The sequence below is a fragment of the Algimonas ampicilliniresistens genome (genome assembly GCF_030159955.1).
Lineage (GTDB): Bacteria > Pseudomonadota > Alphaproteobacteria > Caulobacterales > Maricaulaceae > Litorimonas > Litorimonas ampicilliniresistens.
Window position 1 is genome coordinate 396,280 of the sequence record NZ_BSNK01000002.1, and the last position, 24,905, is coordinate 421,184.

The window sequence follows — 24,905 nt, forward strand, 5'->3', positions numbered from 1 at the left end:
CTTTAGGACGTCTATTGACGCCGCAGCGCGGTCCTCTTAGCGCGGGTCTTCCCTCGCGTCACACCTATTTTTCATGGAGCTAACAATGCGCATCGGTTTGCTCACCTCATCCAACCTCTTGCCTGGATCAGATCACCACCGGGTGGATGTCTTCGAATTTGACGAAGAATTGGGGTCACTCCGCCCCGCTTTTGCAGAGCTTGGGCTGACACTCGATCCGCTGCTCTGGGATAATGCGGCCGAACGGGCCAGCGACTTCGATGCGTTATTGCCGCTGATGGTATGGGATTATTTTGAAGGCAATGAGGCGCGCTTCCTCGACACAATGCGCCGCGCGAATACGATCACGCCCGTTTTTAACCCGCCCGCTCTGCTGCACTGGAACTCAGATAAGCGCTATCTGCAAGAAATGGCCGCCGATGGGGCCAAGGTGATCCCGACCCTGAGCGTTGAGGCCGTTACGGAAGCTGGCGCGAGCGCAGCCTTCGAACAATTCGGCACGGACCGCATCGTTATTAAGCCACAAGTCGGCGGCGGGGCGTGGCGGCAAGCGCTGCATACCAAGGGTGAGCCGTGGCCAGACGCCGAGCTGCTGCCGCCCGGTCATGCCTTGATCCAGCCCTTCCTGCCGAGCGTGACCGAAGAAGGCGAATATAGTTTTCTCTATTTTGGCGATCAGTTCAGCCATGCGCTGATCAAGACAGCGAAGCCGGGAGATTACCGCATTCAAAGTTCGTTTGGGGGTCAGGAAACGACCTATCAGCCGAGCGCAAAAGAGGTCGCTATTGCGAACGCGATCCTTGCGACGCTTGATGAGCCGCCCCTCTATGCCCGCGTTGACCTCTTGCGCGGCCTCGACGGCGACCTTGCCTTGATCGAACTCGAAATGATCGAACCCTACCTCTACCTGCCGCACGCGGAGGTCATAAACGGGGTCAATCAGGGGGCATTACGATTGGGCGAAGCTTTGTTAGCGCGGTTACCGCGCTAAGCTTTACTCTCTTGCGAGGGAATAGCCGCCGGCTTCCGTCAACAGAATGCTGGCTTGGCCTCTGACTGGTTCGATCTTCTGGCGCAGCCGGTAGACATGGGTCTCCAGCGTGTGTGTCGTCACGCCGGAATTATAGCCCCAAACTTCTTCTAGCAGCTCATCCCGACCCACCGGCTTACCGCCCGCCCGGTAGAGATATTTCAGAATATTGGTCTCTTTTTCGGTCAGGCGAATATCGCGCACGACCTTGCCGTCTTCGGGTTGCGGCGGGGTTAGGCGTTTGGCCGACGGTTTGAATGTATAAGGACCAATGCGGAAGGTGGCGTCTTCACTTTGCTCGAAACTGCGTAGATGCGCCCGGATACGGGCGACCAGCACGGAGAGCCGGAACGGCTTGGTGACATAGTCATTCGCGCCGCTATTGAGTCCCAGAATTTCGGACGCTTCGCCCGTATTGCCGGTCAGCATAATGATCGGGGCCGCAACGCCCTGTTTGCGCATCACCGCGCAAGCGTCTGTGCCTTGCATATCGGGCAGATCAATATCGAGCACGATCGCGTCAAAATCACCGTCCTGAGCCGCATTGATCCCGTCAGTCGCCGTGGCAACCGCCGTTGTCTCGAACTCGTCGAAAAAGGCGAATTGGGAGGTCAACTCCTCACGGAGCGCGTCGTCATCATCGACAATAAGAATACGTTTTTTAACTGACATATGCGCTATCTAGACCAGCCGATCCGTTTGCGCCAATCTTCGATGGACACGACGTGATCAAAGGAAGGTGAGCGAAGCGTGAGCACAGCATTGCGATTTGATACAAAGGCCGGGTGGGCAAGCTTTGGCCCCTGGTCAGCCCCGTTCAGTTTTGGACGGGACGGAGCCGTTCCTGTGGCCAAGGGCCGGGAAGGCGACGGCAAAACGCCTCTGGGTCGATACCGTCTGCGCTCCGGGCTTTACCGCGCTGACCGTATGCCCCGCCCCATAACCTCCCTGACGCTGCATCCCATGCAAGAAGATGATGGCTGGTGCGATGCGCCAGATCACCCGGCCTATAATCGGTTTGTTCAGCGTCCCTTCGCCGCCAGTCATGAACCGCTTTGGCGCGATGACGGGGTCTATGATGTGGTCCTAGTCATAAGTCATAATGATAGCCCGCCCGTTGCGGGGCTCGGTTCCGCCGTCTTCATTCACTGTCGACAGCCCGATCACCGCCCAACATTGGGTTGCCTGGGACTCAGCGCGCCGGACATGTGGGCGCTGTTACCAAAGTTACGGCACGGGACCGAAATCGAGGTCGTCTAGCGCGCCTCGCGCGCGCCAAATAAAGCGCTGCCGACCCGAACATGGGTCGCGCGAAACGGAATGGCCGTTTCAAAATCGGCGCTCATCCCCATCGACAGGCCAGACAAACCATAGGTTTTCGCCATCCGTTCGAGCCGCCAGAAATGCGGCGCTGAGGGCTCCCCGACGGGCGGGAGGCACATCAGCCCCTCCGGCTCTAGGCCATACTCACTGCGAATCCGATCCAGAAAGGGACCGAGCTCGTCTGGCAATATGCCCGCTTTCTGCTCTTCTTCGCCAATATTCACTTGGACGAACAGTCTGGGCATACGCCCAACCGCGTCAGCGGCCTTGAGCAAGGCGCGCACTAGTTTTTCCCGGTCTAGTGTTTGGATGACATCAAACAGGGCCACAGCGTCTTTCGCCTTATTCGTTTGCAGCGGGCCGATCAGATGTAATTCAAGGTCTGAGCGATGCGTCGCAAACGTCTCGCCCCAGCGGGTTTGCGCTTCCTGAACCCGGTTTTCGCCGAAGATTGTCTGGCCTGCAGCCAGCGCTGCCGCGATCCGGTCATCTGGCTGCACCTTGGAGACGGCGACCAAAGTCGGCGGCGTGACGCCCGCTCGCATCGCGGTGGTTTTGATCCGGTCGAGAATGTCCGCGCGGGCATTGGCTATCGTCTGGAGGTCTATGATAGGAGGCGTGCTCATGTGCGCGTCATACGAAAGCCCCACCCCGCCGCAAGGCCCAATCCTGTCGCAAGGCCCGATGGTGAGATTTGCGCACCAGTTAAGCGGATCTCGGTTGGGCTCGCTTGTTCTGATGAGTGATCCGGCGCGCACGCCAGATCTGTTGGAACTCGCCGCCTATATGCCCAGCGGGTCGGCCATTATTTACCGCCACTTCGGCCAGCCCGGGCTGGAACGGCGCCTGCGCGCGATCACAGAAGGACGTGGCGTTCAGCTTCTGATCGGCAATGACCCGGAATTGGCAATCACCTGCGGTGCAGACGGCGTTCACTTCCCCCGAACGACACCGGGCCGAGTGCTGGAACATTGGCGAGACGTAAAACCCGATTGGATCATTAGCACAGCGGCCGCTAAGGAGGGTCCAGATCTACGACCGCTCGATACGCTCGACGCCCTGTTTGTTTCTTCAATCTTTCCGTCCGCCAGCCCATCCGCTGGAACGCCGATCGGAGTCGAGGCGTTACAATCGCTCACAACGGCCTCTCCCTGCCCGGTTTTTGCGCTGGGCGGCATAACAGGCACAACCGTCAGTCAGTTGCACGGCACTGGCATTGCGGGCATCGCTGCGATCAGCGGCCTCGCTGAAGAGATAAGGACATTTATGATGAGCAGTTCCACCAAAGCGGACGGCCACGTCACGATCAGCAAAACAGAAAATGGTGATAGGATTGTCTTCACCGCTGATGTTGCCGGGTCAAGCGCAACGGGAGAGCTGACCATGCGCCGCGTCGCAGACGGGGTGTGGAACGCCAATCATACGGGCGTCCCCAAAGAGATTGGCGGTCGCGGGGTCGGCAAAGCGCTGGTCAAAGCCATGGTCGAAGATGCGCGCCTACAAGGTTACCGGGTCGTGCCGGGCTGCCCGTTCGTCGCTAAACTGTTTGAGCGCAAACCCGACTGGGCAGACGGCGTCGCCGCCTAGCCCAAATTCACCTAGCCAAACTCGTCTAGAACGTAATCCCGCCCTCTAAGAACAGGGCGGTCGCTTTTTCCGATCCGAGTTGCGCCGTGCCCGCAACATCGCGCAAGGTCTCACGGTCAGCATGCTGCACGCCAAGGCCCAAGCGAACCTTATCATTCACATCAAAGCTGACGCCGCCGAGAATTTGATTGCTGCTCAGACCGACGAGATCATCGGTTGCATGGCCGTAGCCGAGCGAGAAACCGAGTCTGGAGGGCTGCCATGTCAGGCCGACATCATAGGCTTGGTAGTCGCCATCCACTAGGCCTTGGTTCGAGCTGAGCCATGAGCCTCCGAGCGTCCATTGGTTCATCTTAAATTCGAGTCCAGCGCCGTAAGATTGCAGATTATCGAGCCCGACCAGTCCCGACTTTTCGCTACCGCGTGCATAAGTCAGCGTCCCTTCGACACTGACACCCGGCGCTAATGTCCGGTCAAGCGCGATGCCCGCTTCCATCACGTCCTGAATATCCGGCGCGACGACATCTGTAACGCTATTCAGGTCGACACAATAATCAACGCCGCAAGCGCTTGAATCGAGTGAATAAGAGACGCCAAGCTGCACGCCCAGGCCGACCTGATCGCCAAGTAGGCGGGGCGAAGTATAGGTGATTTTCTCAGAGAAACCTGACGCGTCATTGAGCGTTTTGACCGAGTCCAGACCCGTATAATCAACGGGGGAATTGCTGGCCCCGACATTCATAAGCGACGGCGCGCCCAAGCTAAATAGATAGGCGGCCCCATCATCCCGACCGATGGTGACATCGCCATAGGCTGAGCGCAGGAAGAGGTGAGCGGATTCCAGCGCAATCTGCGAATCTTTCGCCACATCCGGCCCGGACGTATAAAATTGTGTTGTGTGACCCCGTAACCCGGTCGGAGTGGCGACAACGATGATGGACGGACAGCCGAGGGTCGTTGGCGGGCAATCCGGCAGACGCCGCGTGAAGCCGATCCGGTCTTCATCATATTGCGCGCGGGCTTGAGTATGGATGCCCCACTCTAAACCGCCTTGGGTGATGGCACTGACTTCGACTTCAAGGTCGGCATCGCCAATAAAGGCTTCTTTCCAGCTATTGCTTTCGCGCGCGGCCACACCAGCGCGTAATCCACCGCGGATTAAAGTCGTAAGCGCACCTAGGCCCATTCGGTCAAAGAAACCCCGGCGAGGCTGATTGGCATAGGGACCGTTTTGATCGTAACCGCCTTGTTGATAGCCGCCTTGGGTGTTGGGGCCCTGATTGTAACCCCCTTGATTATATCCGCCCTGATCATATCCACCCTGTTGATTGGGCGCTTGTTGACCATAGCCGTAATCATAGGCTGTTGGATTTTGCGATCCGCCCGACTGAGGCCCGTACTGACCCCAACCGGCTCTGGCCTGTGCTGACGCATTGGGCGCACGCTGCCCCTGACTTGCTTGACCTTGATTTGGTTGACGCTGAACAGATCGGCCTTGGGGATTATTGCCATAGGCACCGCCCGCTGCAGCGTTTCCAGCATATGTCTGTCCGCCTGCTAAACCTGACCCATACCCGCCCTGTTGGGTTGGATTTGCGCGGGGCCGTCCCGGTAATTCATGAACCCGGTAATCCGCATCAGGATTATTGAGCGATTGATGGCTTGGTGGGGCATTGACCGAACGTTGCTGCATAGAGCGTGATGTCCCGGGCTGAACCCCGGCCTGAGTCCGGCCGTTATTTGACCCCAGAGTCCACCGACTTGAACTTTGATAGGTGGGCGATGTTGTTGGGGCCGGTTGAGCGGAGCCTTGCGCACCATACGTATATGTTGGTGACGGCACAGCGGTTGATGCCTGCTGTGTTGTTTGGGTTTGCACGCGTGTTTGCGTTTGGGTCTGTGATTGAACTTGGGCCTGAGCCTGAGCCTGAGCCTGAGATTGCGTTTGGGTTTGGCTTCGCACTTGGTTTTGAACAGGCACTGCAGGCGCCGTCCGCCTTGCCGTCACACTTTGCGAGGGTGCCGGCGCGGGATTGGATGACCGCACGGGCGCTGGCGCTGTCGAAGGTGTCATTGTCCGCAGACCACGGAGCGCCGGAGCGCCTGTCGTTTGGGTGGAGCTCGTTGTCGTCTGTGTTTGCGTTGTCGCTTGTTCTTCCGGAACCTCCCACGCTTGGACTTTTTTCTTATTCGCGAATGGGCTTGAGGATTGAGCCGATGCGACAACGGTTACGCCCATGGCGAGCAATAAAGTGGGGCCTACCGCAAAAGCGAGCCGGTGCCGCAGACGTGTGCGCGGCGTCTCTTCCCGATAAACCCGGTTTTGGGCCTGAAAATTACTCTGAAAATCACCCTGAAAATCATTCCCGCGAACAGCCTCACGACGACCCATAGGGCGACCGGACATTTGGCTGAATCCGTGATGGGTGCTGGCCATAGCCGGGCTCCAGGCGCGAAGAGGGACAAAAGGTAGGATGGAAGTGCCATGAGCGGCCCTAAAATAGAGTTAACGCGTCGTTTACTTCCGAGTCAGTGTGATAGAGAGGAGCCTGTCCCAAACTGATGGCGTGAAACCGGCCCTTGCGCTTACGGGAAGTTTATGAAACCGGCCCTTTCACCGCGGCTTTCCCTTTGGCATAAGCGCGCAATATTCAGTGCGAGCTTTCGCACATTCGAGAATGACGGTTTTCAGCCTAATGCCGGAAACCGTGTATGATAAAGGTCCCGCCTGATGGCCACTCTTCGCCGTATTTCCAGCGCTGCTCTCTGCGCCACCGCCCTGATCGCCTTAACTGGCTGCGGGACGTTGGGCATTGGCGGTAAATCTGACACGTCGGAATCCCGTCGCACTCAGACGATTGCTCCAACCAATGGCGTAAACAGCTATCTCTGGCGCGCCACTTTGGAGACTCTCAACTTTCTGCCGCTTGAGCAGGTTGACCCCTATGGCGGCGTCATCATCACAGATTGGTATGCGGATCCCGCTGCGCCGGATGAACGCCTCCGTGCGACCGCCTATATTCTTGACCAAAATCTTCGCGCCGACGCGTTAAAAGTCAGCGTCTTTAAGCAGGTTCGGTCTGCAACAGGTTGGAACGATGCCTCTGTCGACGCTGATACGGCTCGCCAAATCGAAAATGCGATCCTGACCCGCGCCCGTCAGCTTTACATCTCTACGGTCGATAATAGCTAAGTCGACCCTACGGCGTCATCCGCCGTTATTCTGTCCTAGAAACCAGGCTTTACAATCGCGAGCAGAACAATCGCGATTGTAAAGAACGCTGGAACTTCATTGATCCGCCGGAAGAATTTTTCCGAGCGCGGGCGACCGCTCTCTAAAAACTGCTTGCGCGTTTTAGATAGAAATCCGTGATAGCCGATCAGGGTAAACGCTAGCGCCACTTTAATCAGCAGCCACAGGGGTGGCGGCATATTATAACCTAGCAAGATCAGGCCGAGCAGGAAGGCTGCAATCATAGCAGGGTTCATGATGGTCCGAAGCAATTTGACTTCGGCCTCTTCCATCTTGGCTTCCAACTCACCGCCCGGTTTTGCCACCGAATGGTAGACAAAGAGCCGCGGTAAATAGAGCAGTCCGGCCATCCAGAAGATAACCGCAATCAGGTGAGCCGCTTTAATCCAGAGATAAGCTTCAGTCATAGTTAAACTCCCTGATCCGACGGATCACAGCATGAACATCCTCAATCGCCACATCCGGCGTCACACCGTGACCCAGATTGAAGATATGGGGGCCTTCGGATCCATCACGTAAGACCTGATCAACCGCGCGCATTAAAGGCGCTCCCCCGGTTCGAAGGGCCAATGGATCAAGATTACCTTGGACGGGCATCCCTTCCGGCAAAGTCGCTCGGAAATCACCCAATGGTGCGTCTGTCCCAGCCGCAATTGCATTGATCCCCGTGTCGTGCGCATATCGGACGGCATTCAATCCGGCGCCACGAGGGAAACCCATGATCGGCACATCAATGCCTGCGGCCCGCACACGCGAAATGATATCGCTTGTTGGCCGTAAAACGAGACGGTCAAACAGATCAGGCGACAAGCCTTCTGCCCAACTCTCAAAAATCTTCAGCACGTCAGCGCCCGCCTTAGCTTGGGCAATTAAATAATCTGCTGAGCTAATAACAAGGGCATCTAATAAAGCCGCCATGGCGTCGGGCTGTTCATAGGCAAACCGCTTCGCCGCTTCTTTATTCGGCGTGCCTCGCCCTTCCAACATATAGGTCGCAACGGTCCACGGACCGCCGCAAAATCCGATCAGAGCTTTGGAAGGATCGAGCTCAGCGCGAACTTTGCGCACTGTTTCATAGACGTTGCTTACCCGATCCGCTGCGCCGTCTACGGTCAGGGCATCAATCCCGGCTGCATCGATCGGATCCAAAGTTGGGCCCACACCTTTGACAAATTCTACGCGTCGCCCAAGCCCGATTGGGATCAGTAAAATGTCAGCAAACAGGATGGCGGCATCCATGTCATAGCGACGAACAGGTTGTAGCGTTACCTCAGCCGCTTTGTCGGGTGAAAAGCAGAAATCGATGAAGTCTTGGGCTGTGGCCCGAATCTTCATATATTCGGGCAAATGCCGACCAGCTTGGCGCATAAACCAAACTGGAACGGGTGTGACACGCTCGCCTTTAAGGACGCGGAGAATGGGATTGTTCGGATCGGTTTTCATTGCGCTGCTTATACGCTGAATTTTCCCGGACGCGCCCCCTCCCTTCAAACTTATTTTTTAAAAGAGTGGAAGTAGTAGAGCCTGTGAGTTTGGGGATGACCTTAAGGCTTTGGTAAGAGGTCTTAACAAGCGGGTCTTTGCCTGTGAATTGAGATGTTACGGCTTATCCTGATCACACGCTGGGCGTATAATTCCATAATCATACTAAAACGAGGGTTTATAGGCTGGGGATAATTGTGGGACAGATTAAGACCAAGGTGATTCGTCCCCATTTTGCTTGGGATTATGGGTTAACGTATGCTCAGCGTGTGTGGAATCGGGGCGGATGAGGATTCCGTGCCCGATTCGAGTCCTCAGGCCGGGTTAGAACGATGGCTGTTGTGGACAGAGACGGATAAGTGCCGCTAGAAGATGGCCAGCTTCTGAATGAAAGGCGCGCGATTATGACGGCTCAAAGCGTGTCCAAACTCTCGCAAGGCCCGTCGCAAGGTTTATGGTCTCTGCCTGAATGAGCATTCCAGAGCGCAATCCCAATATTTCAACCTGTTTCCATGTCCACTTGGTCAGCGATTCGACGGGTGAAACCTTGGTCGGAATGATGAAAGCTTCGACGGCACAATTCCGCAATGCCACGGCGTTAGAGCATCTTCACACTTTGGTTCGCTCAGACAGCCAGATGGAGCGAACACTCCAAGCAATTGAGAATAAGCCGGGCGTGGTTCTCTATACGCTTGTCGATCCGGAGAAGCGCAAGAGTTTGGAGACATTTTGCTCGGCCCGTCACATACCTTGCGTGTCGATCCTTGATACAACCCTAGCTATGATGGGACGATATTTGGGCGTGACGACCACAGCCGAAGTTGGGGCACAACGCACACTGGATGATGCGTATTATAACCGCATTGCAGCGCTCGATTTCGCGATGGCCCATGATGATGGGCAGCAAATGGACGGGCTGGTTGATGCGGAAATCGTGCTGTTAGGCGTATCGCGCACATCCAAGACGCCGACCTCAATTTATCTGGCCAATCGCGGTTACAAAACAGGCAATATTCCGCTTGTGCCGGTGGGAATCGAAGGCATTGTGCTGCCCCCGATTATCGACGAGCTTAAAGAGCCGCTCGTGATCGGCTTGGTTGCATCGCCAGACCGGATCGTGGAAATCCGCGAAAATCGCCTGAAGGGTCTGAGTGCGACAGGTCGGTCTGGATATACGGATCAGGATTTGGTTCGAAATGAACTGCGCGACGCCAAACGCCTATTTTCGCGGCGTGGCTTCCCGGTTATCGACGTATCGCGGCGTTCGATTGAGGAAACGGCCGCGCAGATTATGAACCTGTTTAAAGTACATCGGCCGGAACAAGCGGCGCGGAAGCATCGATGAGCGCGCAATTAGAACAAAACCGATTGATCCTTGCCTCCGGCTCCGCGATCCGGCGTGACATCATGATAGGGGCTGGACTAGATTTCGAGGTGATTGTTAAACCTATCGATGAAGCCGCGATCAAAGACGCCATGTTAAGCGATGGCGCGCGCCCGCGTGAGGTCGCGGATGCATTGGCAGAAGCCAAAGCGTTGCGGGTTTCTCGTAATGAACTTGGTCTGGTGATTGGCGCGGACCAAGTCATGGTCATGGATGGCGCGCTGTTCGATAAGCCTGCGTCCATAGGGGCGGCGCGCGATCGGCTTATCGCGATGCGTGGTCAGAGGCATGAATTAGTTGGATCTGTGGTGGTCGCCAAAGACGGTGCGCCGGTTTGGCGCTATGTGTCGGAGACAAAGCTTTGGATGCGTGATTTCTCGGATGAATTTTTGGAAGACTATCTGGTTCGCGAAGGCGATCTCGTGACGAAGAGCGTCGGCGCTTACCGCTTTGAAGGCCCAGGCGCGCAACTCTTTTCTCGGGTTGAGGGAGACTTCTTCTCGATCCTTGGGTTGAGCCTACTACCCTTGCTACAATATCTGCGGGATTGCGGAGCAATTGCCGCGTGACGTCTGCAGCTGGAAAACCGCCCATTCCGAAACTTGCCGGTGTTTGCGGTTGGCCAATCCATCATTCGCTGTCGCCGATTTTGCATTCGCATTGGTTGCGTGAGGTTGGCGTTCGCGGCGCTTATGTGCCTTTTATGGTCAAACCGTGGGAGGCGCGGACGGCATTTGAAACGCTGAAAAAAACCACCATTGCCGGGCTGAATGTGACCTTGCCGTTGAAGATGGAAGCATTCCTTGCCGCCGATGAGCGGACCGAGGATGCGCAACGAATTGGGGCCGCGAATTGTTTGTATGTTCGTCGCGGTAAGTTGATTGCGCATAATACCGATCTGCAAGGATTTTCAGATCCGCTGCGGGCGCGTCGATCGGTCGATGACTTAGCGGCGATGAGTGCGTTGGTTATTGGGGCTGGGGGTGCGGCCAAGGCGGTTGTCGGTGCGCTTTTAAGCCTAGGTGTGCCTGAAATCATGATGGTCAATCGCACGGATTCGAAGGCGGAAGACCTTGTTGCTCAAGCTGGACTGCCGTCTTTCTATGCCCTGCCCTGGTCCAGTCGACAGATTGCTGTCCAGCGTGCGGACTTGATTATCAATGCGAGTTCGGCGGGCATGGCGGGCTATCCTGCGCTTGACATCAATCTGGCTAAAGCTCCAAAAACCGCGCTCATCTATGATCTGGTTTATACGCCTGAAGTGACGCCTTTATTAGGTGATGCAAAGGCCAATGGGCTTGAGACAATTGGCGGGCTCGACATGCTGATCGGACAGGCGCGGCCATCGTTTCAACTTTTCTTCGGGGTTTCGGCACCTGATAGCGATCCAAGCGATGTTTTGCGTTCGGCATTGGCCTCTGGTCGTCGCTGATGAAGATTATCGGGCTAACCGGGTCTATTGGCATGGGCAAGTCGACGACGGCGGGCATGTTCGACGCGCTCGGTGTGCCTGTTTTTGATGCCGACGCCGCCGTTCACACGCTTTATGCGCCGGGTGGGCGGGCTGTGCCGCTGATCCGCGCGGTTTTTCCGGACGCGATTGGTTCTGACGGTGGCGTGGACCGCCAGATTCTAGGCCAGCATATGCGCTCTGATCCACTCAATCTGGATGTTCTAACCAGCTTCATTCATCCTTGGGTCGGCGAAATGCGCGCTGACTTTCTAGAACAGGCTGAAGCGACTGGGGCGAAGGCTGTTTTATTCGATATTCCGCTTCTATTTGAAACGGGCGGGAATTCTCAGGTCGATGCGACGATTGTTGTGACAGCGCCCGCTTCAGTCCAACGTGAGCGCGTTTTATCACGACCGGGGATGACGGAAGCCTTGTTTAAAAACCTACTTGCGCGACAGATGCCCGATCGTGAAAAGCGTGCCCTGGCGGATTATGTGATTTCGACGGGGGATGGTTTGGACTCAGCGAAAGCCGATGTTGAGCGCGTTCTGGCCGAGATCCTCGCAGACTAGCTCGTCCACAAATGAGCCCGTCGCTGCGGTAGAATTTCCACACGGTTCCACTAGGGTGACGTTATGGCGGGATTACGCGAAATCGTCTTCGACACTGAGACGACTGGCTTTGATAGCCAGGGTGCTGACCGGATCACGGAACTCGGTTGTATCGAGCTGATCGATTGGTTGCCGACGGGCGAACAATTCCACGCCTATATCGACCCCGAACGCGATGTGCCCGATAAAGTCGTGCAGATTACGGGTCTGACCACGGCATTTTTGCGCGGGAAACCGAAATTTGGTGAACGCGCGGACGACTTTTTGGAGTTCATCGGCGATTCGCCCTTGGTCGCGCATAACGCCAAGTTCGATATGGGCTTTATCAATGCGGAACTACGGCGTGTCCGGAAGGACGAAATTCCAGAACACCGCTTTATTGATACGTTGGCGATGGCCAATAAGAAGTATCCTGGGAGCCCCGCCTCGCTCGACGCGCTGTGTAAGCGTTTCGATATCAGCCTGTCAGACCGGGACAAACACGGCGCCATCATTGACTCGGAGCTTTTAGCGCGGGTCTATCTTGAATTACGCGGCGGGCGGGAACGGTCATTGGGATTGGAGCCGAACGCCGAGCAGGTTGAGCGTGTGGCCCCGCAATCGGCGCATGGTCGTCCATCACCCCTGCCCTCTTTATTGAGTGCGGCCGAAAAGTCCGCTCATGAGGCATTTATGGCTGAGTCTGGTGGGTCTGAGCTTTGGGACCGCGTTTTGCGCCGAATGGACGGTCGTCGCTAAGCGGTTTTCGGTCTTAGGAGCCCATTAGGCCGAGCTTCCCTAAAAGCGCTTCCATATCATCTAAGTCTTTGTATTTTAATCTTATTTCACCACCTCGAGAGCCGTGCCGAATGTCTGCCGCATAGCCGGTCATGTCGCGGATCCGTTGTTCTAGCGCTTTGATGTCAGAGGACTTCTCTGCCTTTGCTTTGGGCGGGCGCAAGGCTGTCTTATCCTCTTTGACCCATGTTTCGGCCTCGCGAACGCTCCAATCATTTTTGACGATCGCTTCGGCCAACGCATCCGGATCGGCGGCGGCCAAGAGCGCCCGCGCATGACCCGCCGTGATGCGTCCTTCAAGCAATAGCCCTCTCGCGCGCTCGGTTAGACCCGTGAGACGTACCGTATTGGCGACGTGAACCCGGCTTTTGCCGATGCTGGTCGCAATATCCGCTTGGGTTCGGCCAAATTCAGTGATGAGTCGCTCATAGGCCATGGCCTCTTCAAGCGGGTTAAGGTCGGCGCGTTGAACATTTTCGATCACGCCAATTTCGAGCACATCCCGGTCTGACAGATTGCGGACCATGATCGGGATTGAGGTCAGCCCTGCTTTGAGCGCGGCCTGCCAACGCCGTTCGCCCGCGACGATCTGATAGACAAGCGGGCTATTCGGGACGGAGGATTCCGGAATCGTACGAACTAGGATCGGTTGCAGAACACCTTTTTGCTGAATCGAAGCCACCAGATCGTCGAGCTTGTCGCGATCGAACACTTTGCGAGGCTGATTGACGTTCCGACGCAGCCGGGAAATGGCGACATTAAGCACATTGGGCTGTTGCTTCGGCGCGCTGGCGGGGCGTGGATCATCAACCAGATCAGCGATCTGTTCCGCCGTGGCTGACTTCGTCTCGATTTCGGTCACATCATCTTCGCTTGGCGTGATGTCGGGCTCAGACAGGCCAGCATCGCTCATCAAGGCGGATAATCCACGGCCAAGGCCAGTTTTACGTCCTGCGCTCATGATTAAGTCCTTGTATTTTAACTATTTTTTACGTTCAGCGTGCTTGCGAAGGATTTCCCGCGCCAGCCGCCGATAGGCTTTCGAGCCTTGGCTAGACGGGTCATAAGTCGTGACGGGTTCAGCGAAACTGGGCGCTTCGGCGATCCGAACATTGCGCGGGATCACTGTGTCGAACACAGCGCGGCCCAAATGGCTGCGAACATCGTCGGCAACCTGGGCCGAAAGACGGTTTCGCTTGTCATACATGGTTAGCACCACCCCATCGATGGCAAGCTTTGGGTTGATCCCGGCTTTTGCCATTTCGACGGTCTTCAGCAGTTGCGACAGGCCCTCAAGCGCAAAGAACTCGCATTGCAACGGAACGATGATCGACCGTGCAACCGCAAGGGCGTTCAAGGTGAGCAAGTTCAAAGCGGGTGGGCAATCAATCAGAACATAATCGAAGCCCCCGTTCGCGGCCTCAATCGCTTGTGTGAGAACACGGGTTCGCCCTTCCGTATGCCCGATTTCCATTTCAGCGGCGGCTAGGTCGGAATGGCTTGGTAAAATATAGAGACCGCGAACGCGCGTTGGCCGGACAGCGTCGTCGAACGGCAAATTCTCAGTCATGACGTGATAGGTGGATCGTGATCGATCATCGCGCGGAACACCCAGACCGGTCGACGCATTGCCTTGCGGATCCATGTCGATCAGCAAAACGCGCTGTTCATGTTCGGCGAGCGCCGCGGCGAGGTTGATCGCCGTGGTCGTTTTACCGACCCCGCCTTTCTGATTGACGATGGCCATGATGCGTTTGGGTGTCACAGCAACTATCCTACACTCTCGCCAGTCGGCGGGGATCAAAAAGCGGGAATCCCGCTTGGCTGCAGGCTCAATGCGACGAGAGCGGGCAAATGTCCACGGACCGGACCGTGTTTGTCTGCGCGTAAAGTGTTTCACGTGAAACACTTTCTATCTTTTTTAGGACAAAGGGGCCGTTTGAGTGGGATTCAGAAGGTGAATTGTTTCACGTGAAACAATCAGGCCGTCATAAAATGTTTCACGTGAAACACTTATGCTGGTGCAAGGCCGCCGATCTGCAGGACGCATCCGCCATCATTAGACAGGCTGGCTGTGCGTTGGCTTGTAAAGGTCCAGTCTTTTGACACTTCGTTGAGTTCGTCATCGACGGCTTCGCCTTTCAACAAGACAAGTTGACCACCCTCTCTCAAATGTTGCCAAGCGAGCGGAAACAGACGGTGTAGTGGCGCAAAGGCGCGGGCCGTCACAATATCAGCTTTCAGCGTCGGCAGTGATTCGATGCGTGCAGAGTGAACCACCGTTCTGAGCGATGTTTCACGTGAAACACTCTTGAGAAAACTTGCCTTCTTCCCGGCGGATTCAATCAAATGCACGGTTTGGTCGAGATCGGCGTGTTTCGCTTGGATAGCGACGGCAAGTCCAGGAAATCCGGCGCCAGATCCAAAATCCACAATCGTTTGGGCTTCTTTCGGGATCATCGGCACTATCTGGGCGGAATCCAATGCGTGTCGTTCCCAGAACTCTGGAAGCGAGTTGGGTGCGACAAGGTTGATGCGCGCATTCCATTTGCGCAGCAGGGTTTCCCACTTTTGGTAGTCGGCCAAGCTCCCCGGATGAATCGGAGCGCGCTCGGCAAATTGCTCAGCATTCATAATGTTAGGCAGCCTGTCGTTTTCGCATATAGGCGAGCACAGCCATCAGGGCGCCCGGCGTCACGCCTTCGAGTCGGGACGCTTGACCCAATGTATCCGGCCGCGCGGCTTGCAGTTTTTCCCGTACCTCATTCGAGAGACCGCCAATCTTGGAGAAATCGAGATCATCCGGGATTCGCAGGCCTTCATCGCGGCGGAAGGCGTCAATGTCAGCCTGTTGCCGCTCCAAATACCCAGCATAGATAGCGTGGATTTCGGCAAACTCTTGCGCGCGTGGGGAAAGATCTGACAGCTCCGGAAAGACTGGCAAGAGGTCGGCCATCGAAATGTTTGGATAGGCTAGTAGGTCTTTCACGCTGCGCGGTTGGCCATCCTGATTGATCGACAGACCCGCCGTTTGCAGCTGATAGGGGGTTTGCGAGAGCGTTGAGATCAGCGTTTTTGTGCGTTCGAACTCAGATTGTTTCACGTGAAACATTTTTTCGCGCTCATTTGTGACCATGCCGAGATCAACTGCTAGCGGGGTGAGGCGCATATCCGCATTATCCGCCCGCAAATGTAGGCGGTATTCCGCGCGGCTGGTAAACATGCGGTAGGGCTCGGTCACGCCTTTAGTGATCAGATCGTCAATCATCACGCCGATATAGGCTTGGCTTCGATCCAGAATGAGTGGCTCACGCGCTTGCGCGGCGAGCGCGGCATTCGCGCCGGCAATCAGACCCTGAGCCGCCGCTTCTTCATAACCGGTTGTACCGTTGATCTGTCCGGCCAGGTAAAGTCCTGGCAGAGACTTAGTCTCCAGTGTTGGGCGAAGCTCGCGCGGATCGACATAATCATACTCAATCGCATAGCCATAACGCTGGACCTCAACTTGCTCGAGACCCGGAATCGTCCGCAGGAAAGCGTCCTGCACATCGTCGGGCAGGGATGAGCTAATGCCGTTGGGATAGATTGTATCGCCATCCGGATTGCCAGGCAGGCCTTCGGGTTCGAGGAAAATCTGGTGGCGATCGCGATCAGCGAATCGAACCACTTTGTCTTCGATAGAGGGGCAATAGCGAGGGCCGCGACCGGCGATTGACCCTCCGTAAACTGCTGATTTATTTATATTTTTTGATATCACGGCGTGTGTGCGCTCATTGGTATGCGTAATCGCGCAAGCGATCTGCGGAACCGTGATTTTATCTGTGAGAAATGAGAATGGGACGGGCTCATCATCTGCCTCTTGCATTTCGAGCTCGCTCCAATCGATGGAGGATTTCCTCAGCCGTGCAGGTGTCCCGGTCTTAAGACGACCCATCCGCAGGCCCATACCGTAGAGTCGCTCCGACAAACCAATCGCGGGAGCTTCACCCCACCGCCCGGCAGGTGTTCGCTGATCGCCGACATGGATGACGCCTTTCAGGAACGTTCCTGTGGTCAGCACGACTCGCGTCGTCAGAAATTCGCGCCCATCTTCGGTACTGACACCGATAAGCTTTCCATTCTCAACCATAAGATCGTGGGCGGCCCCTTCTTCGATGGTCAAATTATCTTGCCCGGCCATCTCGGCTTGCATCGCATTACGGTAGAGCCAGCGGTCGCTCTGTGTCCTCGGTCCACGCACGGCCGGGCCTTTGGACCGGTTGAGCAGGCGAAACTGAATGCCAGACTTATCCGCAACACGCCCCATTACGCCGCCCAACGCATCGACCTCCCGCACCAGATGGCCTTTGCCCAAACCGCCAATCGCCGGGTTGCAGCTCATCTCGCCTATTGTGTCGGCGCGGTGCGTTAGCAGCAGCGTATTCGCGCCCAAACGTGCAGACGCGCTGGCTGCATCGCAGCCCGCATGACCGCCGCCAATTATGATAACATCATAGGACTTCATGCCCGCAATATAGAGGAGGGGACGGCGCACGTCACGGCCCGCGACTCAGCCGCTTTGTCGAGCTTATTTCCCGACGCAGAATTGGCTGAATATCCGATCGAAGACTTCTTCAATGTCGGCGCGTCCGGCGAGTTCATCAATGGCGCGGAGGGCGGCGCGAATATCTTCGCTAACCAACTCTGGCGCGATACCGAGATGGGTTTGTGCGGACTGAGTGGCGCTGAGCGCGCGCCGCGCGCAATCGGCATGGCGCGCCCGGGTCAGGCCCGCTGGCTCTCCGCCCGTGAAGCGATCGCGGATAACGGCCTCCAGTCGGGTTAATAGGCCATCAACGCCGTAACCCTCTAAAGCATTGATTTCATTTTCATTACTGGGAGTTTTGACGTTGAAAACAACAATATCTCCGTCCTCAATAGGTGCTTTAACCGTTTCCCCGCGTTGCAATAGGATGCGCAAATGCGCGTCTTCGGCGCGGGCTAGCGCGCGTCTGACGCCCTCCGCTTCAATCGCATCTATTGCGTCGCGCAGACCTGCCGTGTCGGACAGCGTCACAGGCATGCCCGCAATGATCATATGCGCTTCGACAATGTCGCGCGTTGTTCCGGCTTGCGGTGAGGTGATTGCGACGTCCCGCCCAACGAGTTGATTGAGCAGGGTCGATTTGCCAGCATTGGGCGCACCGATAATGGCGATATCAATCCCAGTCCGCACAGCGCGGCCGCGGTCGGCGCGTTTCAGGGCCGCTTCAATGTCAGCGGCAACCTGGTTCAAATACGGCCAAGCGGCATGGGATAAAGCGTCCGGGACGTCCGCTTCATCGGCAAAGTCGATCTCACCTTCCACTTGCGCCAGCGCATCGAGCAGCCCTTCGCGCCAATTTTCGTAAGTCTCCCGCAAATGGCCGTCCATTTGCTGCAGCGCCTGACGCCTTTGTCCCGTCGTTTGCGCATCAATCAGATCCATCAGACCTTCGGCTTCGGTCAGGTCCATGCGACCATTTTCGACGGCGCGGCGCGTGAATTCCCCGGCTTGAGCCTGCCGTAACCCCAGCGCCAGCAAGGCTTCGGACAGCGCTTCGATCACGGCATGAGAGCCGTGGCATTGTAGCTCGACCACATCTTCGCCCGTGAAACTGTTCGGTGCGGGAAAATAGAGCACGAGGGCTTCGTCAATCACCTCATTCTCGCGCGAGAGTTTTCGCAGAACGGCACGGCGCGCTGGAAGCGCTGCGCCGCCCGATAAGGTCAGCGCGATGGGCTCAGCGTCTGGCCCTGATAGCCGGATGACGGCGACTCCGGCCCGTCCCGGCGCGGTGGAGAGCGCAAAAATAGTCTGTGTTGCGGCATTGGAGGGAGTGACAGCCATGGTCGCGCCCATATAGGCCGCTCCCATGACCGCCAAGCCCACATTGTTCAAACATGCCCTGCTTCTGACAGTGATGTTGATGACCGCCTGCACGAATAATGCGTCCACAGCCGCGACGCTGCTGGATGCGGAGACGTCGTTACCGCCGCTCCGCACAATGTTGGAGTGCTTGCCGAGTGAAGCAGCCTTGGTCGCGGCCCACCGCGGGACGGATATAGGGATGAACGAACCGGAAAACTCAATCAGTGCCCTTGAAAAACTGATCGCTCACGGGACGTTGATGGCGGAAATCGATATTGCTGCGATCAAAGACGGTACGCCGATTATCTTCCATGACGGTGTCTGGGATGATCATGCGTCGAGTACTGGTCCAGTGGTCGCAACGTCAGCCGAAGCGTTCGCACGGTTGCGGCTCAAGGATGCAAAAGGATCGGTCGGTGGTGAGCCTGTGCCGACTTTGGCCGCCATGCTCGACGCCGCTAAAGACCGAATCTATCTCGAAATCGATTTCAAGACATCCGCTGACATGGAGACCGCGATCAATATGATACGCGCGCGCGATATGGCTGACCAGGTGGTCCTGATTGCGACCGACGATATGGAAGCCGAGGCTTTAGCGCCTTATGCGGGCGAGTTTCTAATGTCACTTCCACGTGCGCGGAAACGGATTGTCGCCAACGCCAAACAGGGGGTTTGGATTGGCGGGGGCTGGCGCGACGGCGACGAAAAGCGGATCCAAAACCGCCATTATGTGATCGGGGCGCAATGGAAGAAAAACCCGGCGCAGTTGGCGAAAGCGGCCCAGGCCCTTGATATTCTCGTGACTGATCAGGCCCTTCGCTATAAACCAATTGCGGGTCTGAAGACCACGGGGGCCTTCCGGGCCTGCCTCAAAGCAGGCACCGACGCAGGTTAATCGCTAATCGCTGAGTCAGCTTTTGCCATGTGAATGACGCGCTGCGGGAAGGGAATTTCGACACCCGCATTATCGAGCGTGCTTTTGATCGCGATGCGGAGGTCCGTCGCGCGGCGAAGCCAGTCATCGCCCGGTAACCAGCAGCGGCAGGACAGATTGATCGCGCTATCCCCGAAACCCATCACATAAAGCTCGGGCGGGGTCGGTGCCGAGTTCGATGCGTCGGCATAGTCATTCATCAGACCGAGGAGTAATTCACGCACGGCCTCAAGATCCGTGCTGTAACCCACACCAATATCGATGATCGCCTTTCGGTTCATATGACGGCCGAAATTTTGCACCCGATTGCCCCAGATCTGACTGTTCGGCAGGAAGATGGCGACGTTTTCAGGGTTACGAAGGGTTGTGTTGAACAGGCCAATTTCTTCGACCGTGCCCAGCACGCCCGCTAAGTCGACGAACTCACCGACTTTGAGCGGTCGAAGCACCAACAGCATGACGCCGGCGGCGATATTGGCCAGTGTATCACGCAGAGCGAGACCAATTGCGAGACCAGCGGCCCCGAAGATCGCGATCAGAGCCGATGGCGGAACGCCGAGCTTGATCAGCACGGCGTAGAGCGTCATCGACAGGATGATGTAGAACAGCACGCTGGCCAGTACAGGCCGCAAAGTCGCATCCAGATGACTACCGCCAAATTTTGATCGACGTAAGCGCTTGCTGAGCCCGCGCCCGACAATCAGGCCCGCGATGAAGATCAATATGGCGGAGACAACATTCCCGCCCAGCGTCAGCAGAATTGGAAATTGGTCCTGAGCGAGTGCCCAATATTCAGCGATCATATCCATGAGAGACTTTATCCTATGAGGATCAGGCGGCCCGGCGACGGGCGGCGAAATTAGCGAGGCCGAATAAAAGGCGCTCAGTCAGGGCTTCGGCAGGCGCGCCTGTGCTTTTGAGCTGGCGCTCTACCATTTGGCATTGTGAAAGGGCAGATCGGAGTGCACGCCCATTCCAGCGGTTGAGTGTATTGACGAACCCGTCTTCTGCCATGCCAAAGACGGGCGGACGCAGGCTTCGCGTCGCCGATAACGCGCTATCCCCCCGATCCATGCGGGCCGAGGCTTCGCACAACCGTAAGACATGGCGCTGTAGGGCAAAATGAATGGCGATGGGGCTGGTTTTGGCTTCGACGGCGCGTCGATAGCGCGCATCCAGACTGTCGATTCGTCCAAACAGCGCGTCCTGAATGATCGGGTCGATGGCAGAGCCCTGCGCGCCAGCGGCAACCGCGCGAACATCTTCAGGCGTGACGGTCGCACCGTCTTCTGTCCCGTAACCTTTATACAGCGCCATTTTTTCAACCTCACCAGCGGCGAGCGCATGATCACCCTCCAGCAGCGGCACCCAAAGATCGAGCGCGTCCGGGGTAATTGCAATCCCGATCCCATCAAGCTGGTCGCGAACTTGATCGCGGCGCGCTCGCGCCCCAAGCGGGTAGCACCCCAGCGCCCCAATGTGACGCGCGGCTTCGGCGGATTTGCGCACAGCAGAGCGTGTTGAAAGATCGCCCGCTTCTATGACGAGTTTGGCCTCGACGCGGCTTGGGTCTGCGTCGATCTGCTTGATGATTTTGGCGATGGCGGCGCCGGATCGTTCGTGATCAAGGCGGAGTCGGACCAGACGCGTTCCGCCAAGCAAGCTCATCGCGCTCATTTCATCCATCAGGCGGGCGGGATCACTGATGAGGTCATCGGATGTGAGGACAGTCGCGCCAAAGGCCGGATCAACATCCGGCGCAAGTGTTTGGATTAGCGCGGCTGCGCGGGTTTTGACCAAGCCCCGATCAGGACCGAACAGCAGCGCGCCGATAATATCTTGCGGCGGGGCCGATAGAAATCGGGCTTGACGCGCGCCGGTAATCTTTACCATGTCGGCCCCCTTAAGAGCGTCCGTTTTACCTTGATCAAGGCTACGCTGATCAAGGCTGAGAGGGGTCGGCGTCGGCCTGATCGATCAAGGCGAGCGCGATTTCGCTGAGCAGTTCGTCGGCGACTTCGCGAGAGGCGCGTTCAACCGCTTCGTCCGACGTGGTGAGCAGGCTGTAAGGGTCCTCATCAGCCGAATAACTGGCTGTGCGCTGGGCAGTGCCTGTTTTGATGACGGTTCCGTCCTTGATCCGGACCAAAGACCACTCCGCTATCACAATACTATCGAAGCGACTGGCGAAATCTTGTGCGGTTAGGCCGAGACCGACGCGTAGAGCTCCTGGGCGCACTAAGACGCGATATTGTGGCGTCGCGCTGGTGCTGATCCGGTCAGCCAGTCTTTGTTGGATCAAAAAACCAGCGGCCCGGTCGCCCTCATCCTCGCCATCATCAATCACAACATCAAGCTGATTAAACGCCGCCTTGCCGCCCGGGGTGGCATTGAGCGGCGTGAACCCAGCACAGGCTGTGAGCGTGGTTGACAAGGCGAGAGCGGCAGTGACGAGAAGATGTTTCATTGTGCGACTATATTCACGATCCGGCCCGGAACAACAATCACCTTTCGAACGGTTTGCCCGTCCAATGTGCGAACAATATTCGGCTCAGACAAAGCAGCCGCCTCAATGTCGTCTTTTGACAAACCCGCTGGCACGGTTATTTCGCCGCGTCGCTTACCATTGACTTGGATTGGCAAGGTCACTTCATCCTCGACCAGCATAGCATTATCGAGCTGTGGCCACGGGGCTGTCGCGACCAAACCCTCGCCGCCTAACGCGCTCCAGCATTCTTCAGACAGATGCGGCATGAAGGGCGCGATAGAGCGGATCAGAATGCCGAGCGCTTCCATCCGCACGGCGTCCTGCCCGTCATATTTAGACAGCGCGTTGGTCAGTTCATAAATCTGCGCGACGGACGTATTGAAGCGGAAGGCTTCGATACCCGCTGTGATTTTCTCAAGTGCCTTATGCGCGCTGCGGCGCAAGGCGAGGGCGTCGCCAGTTGCCTTCGGGTCGGACGCCGTTGGTGAATGATCCGGCACATCGGTCTGTTCGACAATGCGCCAGACTTTTTTCTGGAAATTCCACGCGCCGCGCACGCCGTCCTCACTCCATTCGACATCGCGTTCGGGCGGGCTGTCTGACAGCACGAACCAGCGCGCCACGTCCGCACCATAGGTTTCGATAATGTCGTTCGGGTCCACGACGTTCTTTTTGGACTTGGACATTTTGATGACGTCGCCCTTCGTCACGATCTTGCCGGTCGGCATATGGATCAACGCGCCGTCTTTTTCCGTCACTTCGGCCGGAACGACCCACTCTTGATCGCCAATGTCGTAAGTCGCATGCGTGACCATGCCTTGTGTGAACAGACCCGCAAACGGCTCGCCCGCCGGCAGGTCAAGCAGTCCACAATCGCGCAAACCGCGCGTGAAGAAACGCGAATAGAGCAGGTGCAGCACAGCATGTTCCACACCGCCGACATATTGGTCGACGGGCAGCCAAGCGGAGGCCGCCGCCTTATCAAAGGGCGATCCGTTCGGTCCGGCGAAACGGGCATAATACCAAGATGAGTCCCCGAATGTGTCGAGCGTATCGGTCTCGCGTTCAGCCTCACCGCCGCATTTAGGGCAGGCGACCTGTTTAAAGGTCGGGTGGCGATCCAGCGGATTACCGGGGATGGTCAGGTCAATATGATCATAGGGCAATTCGACGGGTAGCTGATCTTCCGGAACCGGGACGGCCCCGCAACTGTCGCAGTGAATAACCGGGATCGGGCAACCCCAATAGCGCTGACGGGACACGCCCCAATCGCGCAGGCGGTACTGGATCGTGCCTTCGCCCAGGCCAAGCTCTTCGATCATCGCGATGGCCGCGGCTTTGGCCTGATCGATTTCCAAACCATCAAGCGAGAATGTGTCCCGCCCAGCCACTGGAATGGGGGCCGTCGAATTAAAGATCGTGCCCGGACCCGTATAGGCCTCGTCTTCGACTGTGAAATCATCGCCCTCCGGCGTGACCACAGGCAAAACGGGTAGACCATATTTGCGCGCAAAATCCAGATCACGCTGATCATGGGCGGGACAAGCAAAGATCGCGCCCGTGCCGTAGCCCATCAGGACGAAATTCGCGACCCAGACCGGAAGCGTCTCGCCTGTAAACGGATGCGTTACGCGCAGCCCCGTATCGATGCCGAGTTTCGGCGCTTGGGCGATGGCTTCCTCGGACGTGCCGATCTTGGCGCAGTCTGCGCGAAACGCATCCAGCTCGGGCCGTGTCTCGGCCAATTGCTTGGTCAGAGGATGATCAGGAGACAGGGCAACAAAGCTCGCGCCAAACAGTGTGTCGGGTCGGGTCGTAAAGACTTCAATATCCGCATCGGAATCGGTGGCGGCTTCGAACCGCATCTGCAAGCCTTCTGACTTCCCGATCCAGTTGCTTTGCATCGTCCGGACTTTCTCTGGCCAGCGGTCGAGCGTTTCCAAACCTTCGAGCAGCTCTTCGGCATAGTCGGTAATTTTGAAGAACCATTGCTGCATGTCGCGCTGTTCGACCGTCGCGCCTGAGCGCCAGCCTTTACCGTCAATGACTTGCTCATTGGCCAGCACCGTATTGTCGACGGGGTCCCAATTGACCTTGGCGGTCTTGGAATAGACCAGACCTTTTTCCCAGAATTTCAGGAAAATGCGCTGCTGCTCGGTGTAATAGCTGACGTCGCAGGTTGCGAATTCGCGCGTCCAGTCCAGCGCAAAGCCGAGCCGTTTCATTGGGGCGCGCATCTGTTCGATATTGGCGTAGGTCCAATCCTTGGGATGGCCGCCGGTCTCGATCGCTGCGTTTTCCGCGGGCATCCCAAACGCGTCCCAGCCCATCGGGTGCAGCACCTCAAATCCTTGCGCCCGTTTATAGCGCGCGACGACATCGCCCATGGCGTAGTTGCGCACATGGCCCATATGGATGCGCCCGCTTGGGTAGGGGAACATTTCCAGCGCGTAGAATTTCGGCTTGGGCGAGTGGTCGTCCGCCGTAAAAACGTCGGCATCGTCCCAATGGGACTGCCACTTGGGTTCGGTTTCGGATGGATTATAGGCAGGCATGGCGGGCGGTTCGTTAGAAAACTGGAAACCGCGCTCTAGCCGGGTGAAGGCGCGGGGTTAAGGGGTTTTCTCGGCTGGCTTGAAATAGAAAAAGCGCCCCAGAGGGCGCTCATTGTAGAGTTGGTCCGAGCGGCTTGA

24 protein-coding genes are annotated in these 24,905 nt (G+C 56.9%); 10 read left to right on the forward strand and 14 right to left on the reverse strand.

Annotated elements, in window-relative coordinates:
* The first annotated feature begins 85 nt into the window (after positions 1-85).
* Positions 86-991: an ATP-grasp domain-containing protein gene (locus tag QQL54_RS09870; protein ID WP_284390167.1), complete on the forward strand. Its 906-nt coding sequence runs from the start codon at positions 86-88 to the stop codon at positions 989-991.
* Between the two features lie 3 nt (positions 992-994).
* Here QQL54_RS09870 and QQL54_RS09875 read toward each other — a convergent pair whose 3' ends face one another.
* On the reverse strand, positions 995-1,702 hold the full coding sequence (locus tag QQL54_RS09875; RefSeq protein ID WP_284390168.1) for a response regulator transcription factor: 708 nt from the start codon (positions 1,700-1,702) through the stop codon (positions 995-997).
* A 78-nt stretch (positions 1,703-1,780) separates the two neighbouring features.
* On the opposite strand from QQL54_RS09875, the gene QQL54_RS09880 reads away from it, so the two are divergent.
* Positions 1,781-2,290, forward strand: coding sequence for a L,D-transpeptidase family protein (locus tag QQL54_RS09880; protein WP_284390170.1), 510 nt, complete (start codon positions 1,781-1,783; stop codon positions 2,288-2,290).
* Here QQL54_RS09880 and QQL54_RS09885 read toward each other — a convergent pair.
* Positions 2,287-2,979 (reverse strand): YggS family pyridoxal phosphate-dependent enzyme, encoded by a 693-nt coding sequence (locus QQL54_RS09885; RefSeq protein ID WP_284390172.1) that lies wholly within the window; start codon positions 2,977-2,979, stop codon positions 2,287-2,289. The genes QQL54_RS09880 and QQL54_RS09885 overlap by 4 nt on opposite strands.
* Here QQL54_RS09885 and QQL54_RS09890 point away from each other — a divergent pair.
* Positions 2,978-3,940, forward strand: a complete 963-nt coding sequence (locus QQL54_RS09890) for an N-acetyltransferase (RefSeq protein ID WP_284390174.1) — start codon at positions 2,978-2,980, stop codon at positions 3,938-3,940. The two genes, QQL54_RS09885 and QQL54_RS09890, sit on opposite strands and share 2 nt — an antisense overlap.
* Positions 3,941-3,965: 25 nt before the next feature.
* Here QQL54_RS09890 and QQL54_RS09895 read toward each other — a convergent pair whose 3' ends face one another.
* Positions 3,966-6,347 (reverse strand): porin, encoded by a 2,382-nt coding sequence (locus tag QQL54_RS09895; RefSeq protein WP_284390176.1) that lies wholly within the window; start codon positions 6,345-6,347, stop codon positions 3,966-3,968.
* A 324-nt stretch (positions 6,348-6,671) separates the two neighbouring features.
* Between QQL54_RS09895 and QQL54_RS09900 the strand changes: the two genes are divergently transcribed.
* Positions 6,672-7,133: a DUF3576 domain-containing protein gene (locus QQL54_RS09900; protein ID WP_284390178.1), complete on the forward strand. Its 462-nt coding sequence runs from the start codon at positions 6,672-6,674 to the stop codon at positions 7,131-7,133.
* 35 nt (positions 7,134-7,168) lie between these two features.
* Here QQL54_RS09900 and hemJ read toward each other — a convergent pair whose 3' ends face one another.
* A complete protein-coding gene (gene hemJ, locus QQL54_RS09905) occupies positions 7,169-7,600 on the reverse strand; it encodes a protoporphyrinogen oxidase HemJ (RefSeq protein WP_284390180.1) in 432 nt (143 codons plus the stop codon).
* The gene (hemE, locus tag QQL54_RS09910) at positions 7,593-8,636 is read right to left on the reverse strand and encodes a uroporphyrinogen decarboxylase (protein WP_284390183.1); all 1,044 of its coding nucleotides are present in this window, start codon (positions 8,634-8,636) and stop codon (positions 7,593-7,595) included. The genes hemJ and hemE overlap by 8 nt, the downstream gene beginning before the upstream one ends.
* A gap of 508 nt (positions 8,637-9,144) precedes the next feature.
* On the opposite strand from hemE, the gene QQL54_RS09915 reads away from it, so the two are divergent.
* The 5 genes from QQL54_RS09915 to dnaQ all read left to right on the forward strand — a co-directional run bounded on the left by QQL54_RS09915 (position 9,145) and on the right by dnaQ (position 12,861).
* Positions 9,145-10,020: a pyruvate, water dikinase regulatory protein gene (locus QQL54_RS09915; protein WP_284390185.1), complete on the forward strand. Its 876-nt coding sequence runs from the start codon at positions 9,145-9,147 to the stop codon at positions 10,018-10,020.
* Positions 10,017-10,628: a Maf family protein gene (locus tag QQL54_RS09920; RefSeq protein WP_284390186.1), complete on the forward strand. Its 612-nt coding sequence runs from the start codon at positions 10,017-10,019 to the stop codon at positions 10,626-10,628. The genes QQL54_RS09915 and QQL54_RS09920 overlap by 4 nt, the downstream gene beginning before the upstream one ends.
* Positions 10,625-11,491, forward strand: a complete 867-nt coding sequence (gene aroE / locus QQL54_RS09925) for a shikimate dehydrogenase (RefSeq protein WP_284390188.1) — start codon at positions 10,625-10,627, stop codon at positions 11,489-11,491. The genes QQL54_RS09920 and aroE overlap by 4 nt, the downstream gene beginning before the upstream one ends.
* Complete coding sequence (gene coaE, locus QQL54_RS09930; RefSeq protein ID WP_284390190.1) at positions 11,491-12,084, forward strand: dephospho-CoA kinase; 594 nt, start codon at positions 11,491-11,493, stop codon at positions 12,082-12,084. Before aroE ends, coaE begins: the two co-directional genes overlap by 1 nt.
* A 63-nt stretch (positions 12,085-12,147) precedes the next feature.
* On the forward strand, positions 12,148-12,861 hold the full coding sequence (gene dnaQ / locus QQL54_RS09935; protein ID WP_284390195.1) for a DNA polymerase III subunit epsilon: 714 nt from the start codon (positions 12,148-12,150) through the stop codon (positions 12,859-12,861).
* A gap of 13 nt (positions 12,862-12,874) precedes the next feature.
* Here the strand turns inward: dnaQ and QQL54_RS09940 are convergent, their stop codons facing one another.
* The 5 genes from QQL54_RS09940 to mnmE form a co-directional block, all read right to left on the reverse strand.
* The gene (locus QQL54_RS09940) at positions 12,875-13,861 is read right to left on the reverse strand and encodes a ParB/RepB/Spo0J family partition protein (RefSeq protein ID WP_284390197.1); all 987 of its coding nucleotides are present in this window, start codon (positions 13,859-13,861) and stop codon (positions 12,875-12,877) included.
* Between the two features lie 21 nt (positions 13,862-13,882).
* Positions 13,883-14,647: a ParA family protein gene (locus QQL54_RS09945; RefSeq protein WP_348520749.1), complete on the reverse strand. Its 765-nt coding sequence runs from the start codon at positions 14,645-14,647 to the stop codon at positions 13,883-13,885.
* A 266-nt stretch (positions 14,648-14,913) separates the two neighbouring features.
* Positions 14,914-15,534: a 16S rRNA (guanine(527)-N(7))-methyltransferase RsmG gene (rsmG, locus tag QQL54_RS09950; protein WP_284390202.1), complete on the reverse strand. Its 621-nt coding sequence runs from the start codon at positions 15,532-15,534 to the stop codon at positions 14,914-14,916.
* 4 nt (positions 15,535-15,538) lie between these two features.
* On the reverse strand, positions 15,539-17,404 hold the full coding sequence (gene mnmG, locus QQL54_RS09955; protein WP_348520750.1) for a tRNA uridine-5-carboxymethylaminomethyl(34) synthesis enzyme MnmG: 1,866 nt from the start codon (positions 17,402-17,404) through the stop codon (positions 15,539-15,541).
* Positions 17,405-17,467: 63 nt separating this feature from the next.
* Entirely contained in the window at positions 17,468-18,769 is a 1,302-nt protein-coding gene (gene mnmE / locus QQL54_RS09960) for a tRNA uridine-5-carboxymethylaminomethyl(34) synthesis GTPase MnmE (RefSeq protein ID WP_284390206.1), read from the reverse strand.
* A gap of 25 nt (positions 18,770-18,794) precedes the next feature.
* Here mnmE and QQL54_RS09965 point away from each other — a divergent pair, with 25 nt between their 5' ends.
* Entirely contained in the window at positions 18,795-19,685 is an 891-nt protein-coding gene (locus QQL54_RS09965; protein WP_284390208.1) for a glycerophosphodiester phosphodiesterase family protein, read from the forward strand.
* Here QQL54_RS09965 and QQL54_RS09970 read toward each other — a convergent pair.
* The 4 genes from QQL54_RS09970 to leuS are packed head-to-tail and all read right to left on the reverse strand — an operon-like array spanning position 19,682 to position 24,767.
* A complete protein-coding gene (locus tag QQL54_RS09970) occupies positions 19,682-20,533 on the reverse strand; it encodes a mechanosensitive ion channel family protein (protein ID WP_284390210.1) in 852 nt (283 codons plus the stop codon). The two genes, QQL54_RS09965 and QQL54_RS09970, sit on opposite strands and share 4 nt — an antisense overlap.
* 22 nt (positions 20,534-20,555) lie before the next feature.
* Complete coding sequence (gene holA / locus QQL54_RS09975) at positions 20,556-21,617, reverse strand: DNA polymerase III subunit delta (RefSeq protein WP_284390213.1); 1,062 nt, start codon at positions 21,615-21,617, stop codon at positions 20,556-20,558.
* A 49-nt stretch (positions 21,618-21,666) separates the two neighbouring features.
* Positions 21,667-22,191 carry an LPS assembly lipoprotein LptE gene (locus QQL54_RS09980; RefSeq protein WP_284390215.1) on the reverse strand — a complete coding sequence of 175 codons (525 nt, stop codon included), beginning with the start codon at positions 22,189-22,191 and terminating at the stop codon, positions 21,667-21,669.
* Positions 22,188-24,767: a leucine--tRNA ligase gene (gene leuS, locus QQL54_RS09985; RefSeq protein WP_284390217.1), complete on the reverse strand. Its 2,580-nt coding sequence runs from the start codon at positions 24,765-24,767 to the stop codon at positions 22,188-22,190. Before leuS ends, QQL54_RS09980 begins: the two co-directional genes overlap by 4 nt.
* Positions 24,768-24,905 lie beyond the last annotated feature (138 nt).

Coding starts and splice junctions, on each gene's coding strand:
- QQL54_RS09870 (WP_284390167.1), top strand. CDS start 86: ATGCGCATCGGTTTGCTCACCTCATCCAACCTCTTGCCTGGATCAGAT.
- QQL54_RS09875 (WP_284390168.1), bottom strand. CDS start 1,702: ATGTCAGTTAAAAAACGTATTCTTATTGTCGATGATGACGACGCGCTC.
- QQL54_RS09890 (WP_284390174.1), top strand. CDS start 2,978: ATGTGCGCGTCATACGAAAGCCCCACCCCGCCGCAAGGCCCAATCCTG.
- QQL54_RS09885 (WP_284390172.1), bottom strand. CDS start 2,979: ATGAGCACGCCTCCTATCATAGACCTCCAGACGATAGCCAATGCCCGC.
- QQL54_RS09895 (WP_284390176.1), bottom strand. CDS start 6,347: ATGTCCGGTCGCCCTATGGGTCGTCGTGAGGCTGTTCGCGGGAATGAT.
- QQL54_RS09900 (WP_284390178.1), top strand. CDS start 6,672: ATGGCCACTCTTCGCCGTATTTCCAGCGCTGCTCTCTGCGCCACCGCC.
- hemJ (WP_284390180.1), bottom strand. CDS start 7,600: ATGACTGAAGCTTATCTCTGGATTAAAGCGGCTCACCTGATTGCGGTT.
- hemE (WP_284390183.1), bottom strand. CDS start 8,636: ATGAAAACCGATCCGAACAATCCCATTCTCCGCGTCCTTAAAGGCGAG.
- QQL54_RS09915 (WP_284390185.1), top strand. CDS start 9,145: ATGAGCATTCCAGAGCGCAATCCCAATATTTCAACCTGTTTCCATGTC.
- QQL54_RS09920 (WP_284390186.1), top strand. CDS start 10,017: ATGAGCGCGCAATTAGAACAAAACCGATTGATCCTTGCCTCCGGCTCC.
- coaE (WP_284390190.1), top strand. CDS start 11,491: ATGAAGATTATCGGGCTAACCGGGTCTATTGGCATGGGCAAGTCGACG.
- dnaQ (WP_284390195.1), top strand. CDS start 12,148: ATGGCGGGATTACGCGAAATCGTCTTCGACACTGAGACGACTGGCTTT.
- QQL54_RS09940 (WP_284390197.1), bottom strand. CDS start 13,861: ATGAGCGCAGGACGTAAAACTGGCCTTGGCCGTGGATTATCCGCCTTG.
- QQL54_RS09945 (WP_348520749.1), bottom strand. CDS start 14,647: ATGGCCATCGTCAATCAGAAAGGCGGGGTCGGTAAAACGACCACGGCG.
- rsmG (WP_284390202.1), bottom strand. CDS start 15,534: ATGAATGCTGAGCAATTTGCCGAGCGCGCTCCGATTCATCCGGGGAGC.
- mnmG (WP_348520750.1), bottom strand. CDS start 17,404: ATGAAGTCCTATGATGTTATCATAATTGGCGGCGGTCATGCGGGCTGC.
- mnmE (WP_284390206.1), bottom strand. CDS start 18,769: ATGGCTGTCACTCCCTCCAATGCCGCAACACAGACTATTTTTGCGCTC.
- QQL54_RS09965 (WP_284390208.1), top strand. CDS start 18,795: ATGACCGCCAAGCCCACATTGTTCAAACATGCCCTGCTTCTGACAGTG.
- QQL54_RS09970 (WP_284390210.1), bottom strand. CDS start 20,533: ATGGATATGATCGCTGAATATTGGGCACTCGCTCAGGACCAATTTCCA.
- holA (WP_284390213.1), bottom strand. CDS start 21,617: ATGGTAAAGATTACCGGCGCGCGTCAAGCCCGATTTCTATCGGCCCCG.
- QQL54_RS09980 (WP_284390215.1), bottom strand. CDS start 22,191: ATGAAACATCTTCTCGTCACTGCCGCTCTCGCCTTGTCAACCACGCTC.
- leuS (WP_284390217.1), bottom strand. CDS start 24,767: ATGCCTGCCTATAATCCATCCGAAACCGAACCCAAGTGGCAGTCCCAT.